This is a genomic window from Sphingopyxis sp. (assembly GCF_035565275.1).
Classification (GTDB): Bacteria; Pseudomonadota; Alphaproteobacteria; order Sphingomonadales; family Sphingomonadaceae; genus Sphingopyxis.
The window spans coordinates 1-12992 of record NZ_DATMST010000298.1; the positions used below are offsets into that span (position 1 = coordinate 1).

At 61.7% G+C, this 12992-nt stretch carries 12 protein-coding genes and 1 pseudogene; 10 read left to right on the forward strand and 3 right to left on the reverse strand.

All coding sequences use genetic code 11. The features are described 5' to 3' along the window. Nucleotides 1–87 precede the first annotated feature (87 nt). On the forward strand, nt 88–363 hold the full coding sequence (locus VN047_RS19630; RefSeq protein ID WP_325545675.1) for an RNA polymerase sigma factor: 276 nt from the start codon (nt 88–90) through the stop codon (nt 361–363). Beyond that, on the forward strand, nt 360–683 hold the full coding sequence (locus VN047_RS19635; RefSeq protein WP_325545677.1) for a hypothetical protein: 324 nt from the start codon (nt 360–362) through the stop codon (nt 681–683). The genes VN047_RS19630 and VN047_RS19635 overlap by 4 nt, the downstream gene beginning before the upstream one ends. Here VN047_RS19635 and VN047_RS19640 read toward each other — a convergent pair. From VN047_RS19640 to VN047_RS19650, 3 genes are all read right to left on the reverse strand, one after another. Continuing rightward, nucleotides 680–1408: a hypothetical protein gene (locus VN047_RS19640; protein ID WP_325545679.1), complete on the reverse strand. Its 729-nt coding sequence runs from the start codon at nt 1406–1408 to the stop codon at nt 680–682. The two genes, VN047_RS19635 and VN047_RS19640, sit on opposite strands and share 4 nt — an antisense overlap. 8 nt (nt 1409–1416) lie before the next feature. After that, nucleotides 1417–2628 (reverse strand): toxic anion resistance protein, encoded by a 1212-nt coding sequence (locus tag VN047_RS19645; protein WP_325545681.1) that lies wholly within the window; start codon nt 2626–2628, stop codon nt 1417–1419. A gap of 64 nt (nt 2629–2692) precedes the next feature. Beyond that, a complete protein-coding gene (locus VN047_RS19650) occupies nt 2693–3664 on the reverse strand; it encodes a bile acid:sodium symporter family protein (protein WP_325545682.1) in 972 nt (323 codons plus the stop codon). A 64-nt stretch (nt 3665–3728) separates the two neighbouring features. On the opposite strand from VN047_RS19650, the gene VN047_RS19655 reads away from it, so the two are divergent. The 8 genes and pseudogenes from VN047_RS19655 to VN047_RS19690 all read left to right on the forward strand — a co-directional run. After that, nucleotides 3729–4379: a 5'-methylthioadenosine/S-adenosylhomocysteine nucleosidase gene (locus tag VN047_RS19655; protein WP_325545684.1), complete on the forward strand. Its 651-nt coding sequence runs from the start codon at nt 3729–3731 to the stop codon at nt 4377–4379. A gap of 98 nt (nt 4380–4477) precedes the next feature. Next, nucleotides 4478–6310, forward strand: coding sequence for a translational GTPase TypA (typA, locus tag VN047_RS19660; RefSeq protein WP_325545686.1), 1833 nt, complete (start codon nt 4478–4480; stop codon nt 6308–6310). 280 nt (nt 6311–6590) lie between these two features. Beyond that, complete coding sequence (locus VN047_RS19665; protein WP_325545687.1) at nt 6591–8204, forward strand: NAD(P)/FAD-dependent oxidoreductase; 1614 nt, start codon at nt 6591–6593, stop codon at nt 8202–8204. Then, entirely contained in the window at nt 8201–8755 is a 555-nt protein-coding gene (locus VN047_RS19670) for an rRNA large subunit pseudouridine synthase E (protein ID WP_325545689.1), read from the forward strand. The genes VN047_RS19665 and VN047_RS19670 overlap by 4 nt, the downstream gene beginning before the upstream one ends. 117 nt (nt 8756–8872) lie before the next feature. Further along, on the forward strand, nt 8873–9970 hold the full coding sequence (locus tag VN047_RS19675) for an ABC-three component system protein (RefSeq protein ID WP_325545691.1): 1098 nt from the start codon (nt 8873–8875) through the stop codon (nt 9968–9970). After that, on the forward strand, nt 9963–10460 hold the full coding sequence (locus VN047_RS19680) for an ABC-three component system middle component 2 (RefSeq protein WP_325545693.1): 498 nt from the start codon (nt 9963–9965) through the stop codon (nt 10458–10460). The genes VN047_RS19675 and VN047_RS19680 overlap by 8 nt, the downstream gene beginning before the upstream one ends. Nucleotides 10461–10474: 14 nt before the next feature. Next, a complete protein-coding gene (locus VN047_RS19685) occupies nt 10475–12319 on the forward strand; it encodes an AAA family ATPase (RefSeq protein WP_325545695.1) in 1845 nt (614 codons plus the stop codon). A gap of 124 nt (nt 12320–12443) precedes the next feature. Continuing rightward, nucleotides 12444–12992 (forward strand): annotated as a pseudogene (locus VN047_RS19690) (hypothetical protein); the annotation flags it as partial.

Sequence of the window (12992 nt, forward strand, 5' to 3'; positions counted from 1 at the left end):
CGCCCGGTCAACAGGGCATCGATTTGCCGGAGTTCGTCGCCCGCGAGCACATTCTGGTGTCCTCGGGCGGTTTTATCGGCATCACCGATGAGGGGCTGGCGGCGCGAGGGGCTGGCCGCGGGCGAAGAGGTCAAGGCCGCGACCGATCCGCGCCCGGCGAGCGATGCGACGATCGATGCCAACCGGCTGCTTGCTGCACTATCTCCGCAGGAGCGCGCCGCGCTCACGCTCTGCTTCGGCGATGGCTGGTCGCACGGTGAAGCGGCCGCGATCATGGGGGTGCCGCTCGGCACACTCAAATCGCTCGTCTTGCGCGGTCGCGCCAAGGCGCAGAAGATGATCGGCGAAGGAACGGACGCATGACGGCGCCGGAAGACCGGAACATCGACGCGGTGCTGGCCGCGATACTGGCGCCGTCCGGGCGATCGGGCGATCGCGGCTTTGCGGCCGGTGTCGAGCGCGCGATCGATGCGCAAGCGGCTTATGCCAGTGCGCGGCGGCGTTTCTGGCGCAGTTTCGCGTTCGAGACGCTCGCGATCGGAGCGTTGCTCGCGGCGCTGTGGATACTGTCGTCGGCGTCTTGGCTCGCGCCGCTGGCGGGCGCGACGCGTTGGGGCCTCGCGCCACCCTTGCTGCTCGTCCTGCTGCTGTGGTTCGGGACGCAGCGCTGGCGCCAAGCCTAGCTGGCGGCCGGATCTTCGCCTTCAAGTCCCTGATATTTGAGCTGGAGATAGCGTTCGCGCGTCGCGAGCTTGTCGAGTTCGCCCGCGGCGAGGCTGCGCGCGGCATTGCCGATCTCGCTTTCGAGCATCTTCAGGCCGCCAACGAGCGTCTCGTCGGGGGTGCGGCCGGCGTGGGCTTCGGTGCGCAAACCGGCAGGGATGCGCTGATAACCCGCGACGAGTTCGGGCAGGTCCTCGCCGACGAGCTTGCGGATATTGGCCGCGGCGGGGCTCGCCGCGTCGAGCGTCTGGAGCTGCGGTGCGAGCAGATCGAGCTGGACGCCGATGCCATCGACGAGCTGGCGCGCGGGGGCGGGCAGCGCGGGGCGCTGCGCTTCGAGCCATATTTCGGTGCGACCCGCGAGCTGCTTCAGATCGGCCTTGGGCAAGTCCTGCTGGCGGGGCTCGGGAAAGGGCGGCCATTTGCCGAACAGCACCGCGACCCCGATCAAGAGCACGAACAGCGCGAGCAGCCCGGTAAAGCCGAGCGGCTGGATCAGCGCGCCGAACACTGCGGCACCGACGAGCAATATGCCGCCCGCGATCAGCATGCGGCCAAGCTTCCTGTAAAGGTGCTGGCGGCGCAGCGCGACGCTCTTCGTTCCGATCGGGCGGCGGCGTGTCCGCGACCGTTCGATCGCCGATGCCGCTGAAAGCCGGACCTTGTCGACCTCGCTCATGCTCATCTTTTGCCCTAGCCTTCGAGCGCGGCGAGCGGACTGTCGGCGCCGCCGACGCTTGCCTGCGCCTGGCTCGCGCCCTCGGCGCGCGCGATATAGCCCTTCGACTTGGCGACTTCGCCCTCAAGCGTGTTGACTGTCGTCTTCATGCTGTCGAGCGCCTTCAGCTTGAAGGTGTCGATCGCGTCCATCGTATCATAGATATTCTGGAACGCGCGCTGCAGCGTCTCCATCGGGATCGTGCTCGACGCCGCCTGTTCGTGGATGCGCGCCGTATTGTCCTTCAGCATCTTCGACGTGCCGTCGATGATGTTCGCGGTCGTCGTGTTGAGCGCGGTGATCTGTTCGAGCACCAGCTTCTGGTTCGTCATCGCCTGCGCGACGGTGATCGCGGTCTTCAATGCGCCGACGGTCGTCGTGCTCGCGCGGTCGACGCCCTTCACCAGCTCGACATTGTTCTTCTTGACGAGATCGAGCGCGAGATAGCCCTGCACCGTCACCGCCATCTGCGTCAGCAGATCCTGCGTCCGCTGGCGCGCGTAGAAAAGCGCATTTTCGCGCAGGACCTTGGCTTTCGCGGGATCGATGCCGTCGAGTTCGTTCGCCTTGGCTTCGAGTTTTTCGTCGAGCGTCTGGGCGATGTGGACCATCTGTTCCAGCTTGCCCATCGATTCCCACATCTTGCGGCGCTCGACGTCGATCGCCGCATTGTCCATCAACAGTTCGTCCTTGCCGTTGGAAAGCGCCGTCAGGATGCCGCCGATATGCGTCTGCGCGCTGCGGTACTGCGCGAAATAATTGCTGACCTTGCCGCCGAAAATCTTGTCGAGGAAGCCGCGCTTGGACAGCAATTTGCCGTTCGCCGACGGGTCGAGCCGTTCGACCGTGGTGCGCAGCTCGATCAGATTCTGACCGATGTCAGTGTCGCGGTCCATCGCGCGGATCGGGCGGTCGAGGAAGCGGTTCGAATGGCTCGCCGCCTCCAGCATCTCCTTGCGGCCCATGTTGGTGATCTGGTCGACCTTTTGCCCGAAGGCGGGTGAATTGACGTCCTGCGCGACGAGATCGTCGATGAAGCCGTCGACGCGTTCGCCGAGCTTCGACTTCTGGTCGGTCGACAGCGGGACGAGTCCGGCAGCCTTTTCGGGAGAAACCGAGGGGACGGGGTCGGGCGGGGTCAGCTTCAGCTCGTCGGTCGCGGTTGCCGTCGCAGTCTCTTCGCTCATTCCATTTCCTTCCAGGCCCAAGGGAAATCCCGGACCGCTTGCCTATATGGCATGCGGACCTGTGTTATTCAAGCACTACACCAGCCGGGCCTTTTGCCAGTCCCGGAGCTATCCACGCCGAGAGGATCAGCTGCGCCATATGATAGACGAGGAGCGGGACCAGCACCATGCCCGCGATCGCGGGCGGGAAAAGCGTCGCGGCGAGCGGCGCGCCGACCGCGATGCTCTTTTGCGCGCCGGCAAAGAGCAGGGTGACCCGGTCGGGCCGCGCAAGGCCGAGCAGTCGTCCGAACAGCCATGCGCCGCCGAACGACAGCGCAAGCAGGATCGCGGCAGCAGCGAGGACGACCACCACCTCGCGTGCGTCGAGAAGCTGCCAGATTCCGGCGACCACCGCTGCCGAAAAGGCGACATAGACCGCGATCGCGACCGTCGTGCGGTCGAGAATGGTGACGAGCTGGCGGTGCGACAGCACCCACGGACGCAGCCGGCGCTGGGCGATCTGGCCAGCGATAAAGGGCAGCAGCAGGATCGAAACGATACGCAACACGCCGTCGTTGTGGATTTCGCCCGCATTGCCGGCCAGCGCGGCGAACAGCAGCGGCGAAGCGGCGACCCCGATCAGGTTGAGCACCGCCGCCGCGACGACGCTGGCGGCGACATTCCCTCCCGCCATGCTGCTCGATGCGGTCGCCGACTGGACGGTCGAGGGCAGAATGCCGAGAAAAAGGAAACCCAGCGCAAGCGCCGCGGGCAGGACGGCCGCGGTCGCCAGTTGCGCGCCGAGCCCAAGCAGCGCCATGATACCGAAGCAGAAGACGAGCGCACCGCCCTGTAACTTCCAGTTTCGGATGCCGTGAAGAACCTCGTCGCGCGGCAGGCGCACGCCGTTGAGGAAGAAGAGAAAGACGACTGCCGCGGTGGAAACCGCTTGGGCGACCGGCACCGCCGCACCGCGTACCGGAAGCAGGCTGGCGAGCAGGATCGTCGCGAGCAGCACGGGGACGAAGCGGTCGGGGAAGACGCGGGACAGCATTGGCAGGATCGATGCCGCGGCGCGGCGGGCTTGGCAAGGCTGTGCAAGGCGATAGACAGGCGGGATGGCCTATATCCTGATCCTCGCCGCGCTTCCCGAAGAGAGCGACGCGCTGTTTCCCGGCGAAGGCGTGCGTGAGCACGGCCCCTTCGCGGTCCGCCGTCTCGCCGCGCACCGCCATGATCTCGCTATCGCCACCTGCGGGCTCGGCAAGGTCAACGCTGCGCTTTGTGCGGGTCTGCTCGGCGCGGATACCGACATGCTGCTGATGAGCGGTACCTGCGGCGCGCTTGCCGCTGGGCCGGGGGCCTACTGGCTCGCCGAGGCGGTGCAGCATGATTATGGCGCGAACCACCCCGGCCGCTTCCGTCGCTATCGCGCCGGCGATTGGCCGATGGGCGAAGCCGGCGAAGCGTATTTCGCCGCGATGTCCGACCCGGGGCTCGGCCTGCCGCACGCGCGTATCGCGAGCGGCGACAGTTTCGTTGCCTGTCCCGACGCGGCGGCGGACCTCCGATCGCTCGGCGCGACGCTGGTCGATATGGAGGTCGGGGCGGTGGCGCAGGCGGCCGCGCGGCTTGGCAAGCCGTGGGCCGCGATCAAGGCGGTGACGGACGAAGCGAACGGCGAAAGCGCGGGCGATTTCCACGCCAATCTCGTTCGCGCCGCTCGCTTCTCGGCGCGGGAAATCGAACGCTTGCTCGAACGGCTTTGACCACCGGCAATTTTGTTGCGCCGCAGCACCGCTTCTGTTAGGGGCGCGGCGTCTCGCGGCGCTCCGGGCGCTGCCCCCTTACATCAAGGCTTATCCGCATGTCTTTGCGCAATATCGCCATCATCGCGCACGTCGATCATGGCAAGACCACCCTCGTCGACCAGTTGTTCCGCCAGTCGGGCACCTTCCGCGACAACCAGCGCGTCGAAGAGCGTGCGATGGACTCGAACGATCTCGAAAAGGAACGCGGGATCACCATCCTTGCGAAGTGCACCAGCGTCGAATGGGGCGAAGGGGCCGACCAGACGCGCATCAACATCGTCGACACCCCGGGCCACGCCGATTTCGGCGGCGAGGTCGAGCGCATCCTGAGCATGGTCGACGGCGTCATCCTGCTCGTCGATGCCGCCGAAGGCCCGATGCCGCAGACCAAGTTCGTGACCGGCAAGGCACTCGCGCTCGGCCTGAAGCCGATCGTCGTCGTCAACAAGATCGACCGCAGCGACGCGCGCGCCGCCGAAGTGCTCGACGAAGTGTTCGAACTCTTCCTCGCGCTCGAGGCCAATGACGAACAGCTCGACTTCCCGATCCTCTACGCCTCGGGCCGCGGCGGCTATGCTTCGGAAAGCCCCGATGCGCGCGAAGGTACGCTCGAGCCGCTGTTCAAGACGATCGTGTCGCACGTCCCGACCCCGGGCCTGCCCGAAGACGCGCCCTTCACCTTCCTCGCGACCTTGCTCGACCGCGACAATTTCATCGGCCGCATCCTGACCGGCCGCGTCCAGTCGGGCACGGTCAAGGTCAACCAGGCGATCCACGCGCTCGACATGGACGGCAAGGTCATCGAGACCGGCCGCGCGTCGAAGCTGCTCGCGTTCCGCGGGCTCGACCGCGTTCCGGTCGAAGAAGCCAGGGCGGGCGACATCGTCGCGATCGCGGGCCTGACCAACGCAACCGTCGCGAACACGATCGCCGACACCAGCGTCAGCGAACCGATCGCCGCGCAGCCGATCGATCCGCCGACGCTGTCGATGCGCTTTGCCGTGAACGACAGCCCGATGGCGGGCCGCGAGGGCAGCAAGGTCACGAGCCGCATGATCCGCGACCGCCTGCTCCGCGAAGCCGAAACCAACGTCGCGATCCGCATCACCGAAAGCGCCGACAAGGACAGCTTCGACGTCGCGGGCCGCGGCGAGCTTCAGCTCGGCGTGCTCATCGAGACGATGCGCCGCGAAGGCTTCGAACTCGGCATCAGCCGCCCGAAGGTGCTGTTCGGCGAGGACGACGCCGGCAAGCGCACCGAACCCTATGAAACCGTCGTCATCGACGTCGACGACGAACATAGCGGCACGGTCGTCGAGAAGATGCAGATCCGCAAGGCCGACCTCACCGACATGCGTCCGTCGGGCGGCGGCAAGACGCGCATCACCTTCAGCGGTCCGTCGCGCGGCCTGATCGGCTATCATGGCGAATTCCTGTCCGACACGCGCGGCACCGGGATCATGAACCGCCTGTTCGAGAAATATGGCCCGCACAAGGGCCCGATCGAAGGCCGCAAGAACGGCGTCCTGATCTCGAACGGCAATGGCGAAGCCGTCGCCTATGCGCTCGGCCCGCTCGAAGAGCGCGGCATCCTCTTCGTCTCGCCCGGCGAGGCGCTCTATGAAGGCATGATCATCGGCGAAAATGCCAAGCCCGACGATCTCGAGGTCAACCCGATGAAGTCGAAGCAGCTCACGAACTTCCGTTCGACGGGCAAGGACGACGCGATCCGCCTGACGCCGCCGAAGCGCATGACGCTCGAGCAGGCGATCGCCTATATCGACGACGATGAAATGGTCGAAGTGACCCCGAAGAATATCCGTATCCGCAAGGCGCTGCTCGATCCGCACGAGCGCAAGAAAGCGTCGCGCAAGAAGGAAGCGGCGTAAGGATCAGGGGGGCGGTCAGCGATGGCCGTCCCTTTTCTTTTCCAGTTGCGTCAGCGAACCCGGGACGCGCCCGGTTTCGGGGTGGCGGGCTGCCGTTTGCCTGCCCGCTTTCGTCATCCCGGACTCGATCCGGGATCCATAGCCGCACCGTCGTCATGGACCCCGGATCAAGTCCGGGGTGACGATGATTGACAGGGCGGTTCCGGTCGCAAAAGGTCGTTCCCCTATCAGGTTCGTATAACCGCTTTCGATTGACGTTCTCGCGCCCTACAGGCGGGCGATGCTTCGCCTGACCGAACTCACACTGCCGCTGCACCACGCGCCGGAGGATCTGCCCGCCGCGATCTGCAAGCGGCTGCGGATCAGCCCGCGCGAACTGGTGCGCCATGTCGTTGCGCGCCGCGCGCACGACGCGCGCGACAAGACGAACATCAAGCTGATCTATTCGCTCGACGTCAATGTGAAGGACGAGGGCGCCGTGCTCGCGCGCTTTCGCAAGGACCGCAATGTCCAGCAGACGCCGAACACCGCGTATAGATTCATCACGCAGGCGCCGAAGGGGATCAAACGGCCGGTCGTCGTCGGCGCGGGGCCGTGCGGGCTGTTCGTCGGGCTGATCCTCGCGCAGATGGGGTTCCGCCCGATCATCCTCGACCGCGGCAAGGTCGTGCGCGAGCGCACGAAGGACACATGGGATTTGTGGCGGCGCGGCGTGCTCCACCCCGAATCGAACGTCCAGTTCGGCGAGGGCGGCGCGGGCACTTTCTCGGACGGCAAGCTCTACAGCCGGATCAAGGACCCGCGGCACCTCGACCGCAAGGTGCTGACCGAATTCGTCAAGGCGGGCGCCCCGCCCGAAATTCTGACCGAGGCGCACCCGCATATCGGCACCTTCCGGCTGGTGACGATGGTCGAAAGCCTGCGCGAGACGATCGAGGGGCTGGGCGGCGAATATCGCTGGCAGCACAAGGTCGACGGGCTCGACATCGCCACCGACGGCGCGGGCGGGCGCCGCGTCCAAGGGGTGCACCTCAGCAATGGCGACTATGTCGAGGCCGACCGCGTCGTCATGGCGATCGGCCACAGCGCGCGCGACACCTTTGCGATGCTCCACGCGGCGGGGGTGCATGTCGAGGCGAAGCCCTTTTCGATCGGCGTGCGCATCGAGCATCCGCAATCGTGGATCGACACGTCGAGGTTCGGGGCGGACGCGGGCAACCCGATCCTCGGCGCCGCCGAATATCATATCTCGCACCACTGCAAGAACGGGCGCACCGTCTATAGTTTCTGCATGTGCCCCGGCGGCACCGTCGTCGCCGCGACGTCGGAGGAGGGCCGCGTCGCGACGAACGGCATGAGCCAATATTCGCGCAACGAGCGCAACGCCAATTCGGGCTTCGTCGTCGCGATCGACCCCGCGCGCGACTATCCCGGCGACCCGCTCGCCGGCCTCGCCTTCCAGCGGCACTGGGAATCGCTCGCCTTTGTCGCGGGCGGATCGAACTATCGCGCGCCCGCGCAGCGTGTCGGCGATTTCCTGAAAGGGCGTCCGTCGACCGCGCTCGGCAGAGTCGTGCCATCCTATCGCCCCGGCGTCACGCCGACCGACCTCGCGGCGTGCCTGCCCGATTTCGCGGTCGAGGCGATGCGCGAGGCGATCCCGGTGTTCGGGCGCCAGATCGCGGGATACGATCATCCCGACGTCGTGATGACGGGGGTCGAGACGCGCACCTCCTCGCCGGTGCGCTTTACCCGCGGCGCGGATTTTCAGAGCCTGAACACCGCCGGGCTGTTCCCCGCGGGCGAGGGCGCGGGCTATGCCGGGGGCATCTTGTCGGCGGCGGTCGACGGCATCAAGGTCGCCGAGGCGGTCGCGCGGAGTCTGATGCCATGACGCTGATCCTGTTCAACAAGCCGTGGGGCGTGCTGTCGCAATTTACCGACAAGAGCATGACCGCGAGCGCCGACGGCGCGCGCGCGACGCTGTCCGACTATATCGACGTTCCCGGCGTCTATCCCGCCGGGCGGCTCGACAGGGATAGCGAAGGCCTGCTGATCCTGACCGACGACGGCGCGCTGCAGGCGCGCATTTCGTCGCCGAAACACAAGACGCCCAAAACCTATCTGGCGCAGGTCGAGGGCGAGCCCGACGATGCCGCGCTCGACGCGCTGCGCCGCGGCGTCACGCTCAACGACGGCCCGACGCGCCCCGCGACCGTGTGCCTAATCGACCCGCCCCAGCTCTGGGACCGCGACCCGCCGGTGCGATACCGCAAGAGCGTGCCCGACAGCTGGATCGAGCTGACGATCACCGAAGGCCGCAACCGCCAGGTCCGCCGCATGACCGCCGCGGTCGGCTATCCGACGCTGCGGCTGGTGCGGTGGCGGATCGGGGGGTGGGAAATTGGGGATTTGGGGCTGGGGGAATGGCGGGTGGTCAATTGATCTCGATCTGTTTTGCTAGCCTTGCAACCATTCGAAAAGTTTCTAAAAGTCGGATGCATAATAGCCGAGTAAATAATCGGCAATTTTGGAAATGGGGATTCAACGGGCGGGGCATCTGTGCAATTCAATCCGGAAAGCAATGGAATTGACGCGCCGAGCGTCCACACGCCCTTAAATAGCGCGATTGCCCATTCGGGCAAGCTGCTGCCTCCCGAGCAGCACCTACTCCTATTCACAGCCGATGATTGGGAGAATTTTATTCGAGAGTGGGCGCAGTTTCAGAAAACAAAATACAAGCTGGTAGATCGGCTTGGTGGCGCCGATGATTATGGTATCGATGTGGCCGGATTTGTCACTGACAAAGGGTTCCAAGGAGAATGGGACAACTATCAGTGCAAATATTACACCGGAAATCCGCTCGCTCCGGGAACGGCGATTCCTGAAATAGGAAAATTAATATGGCATGCTTTCTGCAAGAAGATAACTCTACCAAGAAGTTATTATTTCTTTTCGCCTAAAGATTGCGGCCCATCTCTTAAGAAGCTTCTCTTGGATTCGGAAAAATTGAAGCAGAAGGTGTTCGAAAAATGGGACGAATGGTGTTCGAATTCGATCACTTCCACGCAAAAAATTGATTTAACTGGAGATTTCGCAGATTTCGTCGATAAAATCGACTTTTCGATTTTCCAGTACAAGCCTCGGCATGACGTAATTGAGGAACATAGGAAAACCCCATATTACGTTATCCGCTTTGGTGGCGGGCTACCGAAGCGCCACGCTCCGGATGCTCCGCCAGAAATGCCATTCGCAAGCGAATCGAGATACATCTCACAGCTTTATGAGGCCTATTCCGATAAGGAAAAGTCCGCCGTTGAAGCTGGCAATATCAACGAATTTCCGAAGCTTCATGCGCACTATCAACGCCAACGCGAAGCCTTTTTTCATGCGGAATCGCTAAAAAGCTTCGCGCGCGATTCGGTGCCTGAGGGCACATTTGAGTCGCTTCAGTCAGAGATACACTCCGGAGTGATCGACACTTGCGAAGACGATCATGAACACGGCTTCGCTCGCATGAGGGCGGTGATCGAAAGGGCCAACTCAATTCAGTTGACAGAGAATGGTCTGATACAGGTGACTAAAATCCAAGATCGGCATGGAATGTGCCACCAGCTTGCTAACGAAGACCAGTTGACTTGGGTCTCATCGAATGATTGAAAGCCGCCTCACGGAACAAGTATTCAACAGCGCCTTTGAAACTGGCATCCGAGCACTTTGCGCGTTGTCCGCAGGCCATCCGAACGAGTACGATCTACAGCAGCTGTTGGCTTTTGATCACGTGATTGTTCATTCAGGCGATATGCCCTCTGGCCCGCCAAGCCTTCATCCGAACGTCAAGCAGCGCAATGGAGAGCTGTTGGTTCGACGACCTATAGTTTTAATGGGGTTGGCTCTGATGGAGTCGAAATCTTTGATCGTTACGCGCCCGAAGAAAGGACATATATGCTATGCATCTACGGACCTTGCTCCGGTATTTCTTGAGAGCTTAGAGAACTCATATTTGCATATGCTGAAAGTGAGAGCGACTTGGGCGGTCACAGTTCTAGAAGAATGGGGCGATCGCTCATTCTTCGGCGTCTTCAATGCTGCATTCGACAGGTGGTCTAGCGAGTTCCAGATCGCTGATATCAGCTTGGGTGGAGCATAGCTATGGTTAGCTCAATGTACTTTACTCATTTAGTCTTCCAAGGGCCTCGAAAGCTGCCCGCAGCTATTGAATTCGGGCCGGGGCTCAATTTGATCTATGGCCCTTCCAATACCGGAAAATCGTCGATCCTCGATGCTATAGACTTCATGTTTGGGCGAGTCAGCCGTCCGTTAAAAGAACTGCCCGAGCATGATGGTTACGAGGACATATTCCTCGGCATCAATTTCGCTGAAGACGGCGCGTATACCGTGGTACGAAGTCTTCAAGGTGGGAACTTTACCTGCTTCGAAGGGACGCATTTTGAGCGGCCAAGTGATCAGGTGGGGACAGTCCTTCGGCCAGGCGATGCGTCCAAGAAGATGGGTTCGTTACGGGATTTTATCCTCGAACGGATCGGACTGGCAGGCAAAGAGCTCAAAAAAAATCAGAGGAATGAAAAGGAGCGCCTGACACTTAGAAATCTGTCTCCGTTAATAATTATAACTGAGCAGGATATTCAGCGCGAGTCTTCTCCATACATTCGAGAACAATACACGAATGTTACTGTCGATAAATCAAGACTCAGATTCCTACTTACCGGCGTTGATGACAAATCATTAATTCCTGAAGAAAAGGAAGGTGAGGTCATTTCTCGCCAAGCCCGACTGCAACTGCTAGCTGAATTTATCGATGAGAGCGAAAGCCGGATCGACAGGCTAGACGGAGGGGAGAACTTCCGAACCGAGCTTGAAGAACAGCAGTCGCGCCTCGAACGGGCTATAGATCAGGAAAGGCAGGTGTTGAGCGCGTCTGAAGTTGAATACAGGCAAGCGTTGAATGCTCGGAATTCCATACGTACGAGCTACGCCGAGGCGGAAGAACGGCTAGCCGAAATCTCGGAAATGCTGGCTAGGTTTGACCTACTTGAACGGCAATATTCAACCGACCTGCAAAGGCTGGAGAACATTCGGGAAGCCGGCACTTTGTTCTTTGCACTTCCATCAGAAAATTGCCCTTTCTGCGGATCAAAGCCCGAACATCACGACCCTAAGAGTGATTGCCAAGCAAGTACCGAGGCAATCGTGTCCGCAGCCGAGGGCGAGCAAGCTAAGATCCGTTCGTTGCAAGGCGAACTGGGAGATGTGATTGAGACATTGAAAATTGAGCACAGGCAGGTGCACTCTCAGCTCCCTGAGATACGGACCAACCTCTTAGAGGCTAGCGCCGCATTGGTCGACATTAGTCCACAAATCTCCGCACAAAGAAGCCGCTTCTCGGAATTTCTTGACAAGAAATCTGAGGTGGAGCGGAACATGGAACTCTTTGAAAATCTAGATAGGCTCCAGCAGAAACAAAGGGAAATTGAACAAGAAACGCAGAGAGAGGCCAACGAAGACGATCCCACTTCCCCTCTGCCTGTAAAACCTCTTTTTGATCTGTCACGGTATGTCGCAGAGCTTTTGGATGATTGGGGATTAGTCGAATCTCCTCAAGTGCATTTTGACAAAGAAACGCGCGACTTTGTGATCAATGGCAAGCACCGGTCCAGCAACGGAAAGGGGCATAGAGCGATAACGCACGCCGCAGCGACGTTGGGCCTATTGAAATTTACGGAAGCGAAGAAGCTCCCCCATCCCGGTTTCGTCATCTTGGATTCTCCCTTGTTGGCATATGAGAAGCCAGAGAATGAAGACGACGATTTATCCGGCACAGACGTCAATTTGAAATTTCTACGATCTTTGGCAGGGTGGACGAGTTGCCAAACGATCATCTTAGAAAATAAGAAGTCAATTCCCGCCGAGTTTGAAACGGGTGAAGGGGTGACGAGGTTTACCAAGTCCGAAGCATCTGGGCGATATGGCTTCTTTCCGATCGAATAATTTACCGGCGGAGAAGGAGGCAATTCGCACTTGCTTCGATAAGAACAAATCATAAACAAACCCCTTTCCTACATTCCTCCGCCACGTCATATCCTGTCCGGTTTGGCAGACAGGAGGGCTTATCATGCAGAACCGGACACCGATCGCGGCGGAGGCTCGGCCGCCGCTTCCCGACTTTACGCCGGTGCCGCGCAAATATCGGCACGACGGGTGGACGCCCGAGCGGCAGAAGGCGTTTATCGCGGCGCTCGCCGATACCGGGTCGGTCAGCCGCGCCGCGGCGATGGTCAATATGGCGCAGACGAACTGCTATACGCTGCGGCGCGCGGCGGGGGCGGAGAGCTTTCGGCGGGCGTGGGCGGCGGCGCTCGATTTCGGGGTCGCGCGGCTGAAGGATATCGCGTTCGAACGCGCGATCGACGGCTATCTGGTGCCCGTCTTTGTCGCGGGCAAGCTGATGGGGTTCCGGCGGCGGCACAATGACGCGCTGCTGATGTTCTGCCTGCGCCATCACGGACAGGAAGCGGGCGGCAAGCGGACGACGATCAACTATTTCTCGACGCGTGCCGGGGCCGTCGCTGCGGGCGGCCAAGGTGATGGCGGGGGCGGTGGAGCGGTGGCTGCAGGCGCGATGGCCGAGGCTTCGACAACGACGGTGCGGACGGTGATCCAC

Coding starts and splice junctions, on each gene's coding strand:
- VN047_RS19630 (WP_325545675.1), top strand. CDS start 88: ATGAGGGGCTGGCGGCGCGAGGGGCTGGCCGCGGGCGAAGAGGTCAAG.
- VN047_RS19635 (WP_325545677.1), top strand. CDS start 360: ATGACGGCGCCGGAAGACCGGAACATCGACGCGGTGCTGGCCGCGATA.
- VN047_RS19640 (WP_325545679.1), bottom strand. CDS start 1,408: ATGAGCATGAGCGAGGTCGACAAGGTCCGGCTTTCAGCGGCATCGGCG.
- VN047_RS19645 (WP_325545681.1), bottom strand. CDS start 2,628: ATGAGCGAAGAGACTGCGACGGCAACCGCGACCGACGAGCTGAAGCTG.
- VN047_RS19650 (WP_325545682.1), bottom strand. CDS start 3,664: ATGCTGTCCCGCGTCTTCCCCGACCGCTTCGTCCCCGTGCTGCTCGCG.
- VN047_RS19655 (WP_325545684.1), top strand. CDS start 3,729: ATGGCCTATATCCTGATCCTCGCCGCGCTTCCCGAAGAGAGCGACGCG.
- typA (WP_325545686.1), top strand. CDS start 4,478: ATGTCTTTGCGCAATATCGCCATCATCGCGCACGTCGATCATGGCAAG.
- VN047_RS19665 (WP_325545687.1), top strand. CDS start 6,591: ATGCTTCGCCTGACCGAACTCACACTGCCGCTGCACCACGCGCCGGAG.
- VN047_RS19670 (WP_325545689.1), top strand. CDS start 8,201: ATGACGCTGATCCTGTTCAACAAGCCGTGGGGCGTGCTGTCGCAATTT.
- VN047_RS19680 (WP_325545693.1), top strand. CDS start 9,963: ATGATTGAAAGCCGCCTCACGGAACAAGTATTCAACAGCGCCTTTGAA.
- VN047_RS19685 (WP_325545695.1), top strand. CDS start 10,475: ATGTACTTTACTCATTTAGTCTTCCAAGGGCCTCGAAAGCTGCCCGCA.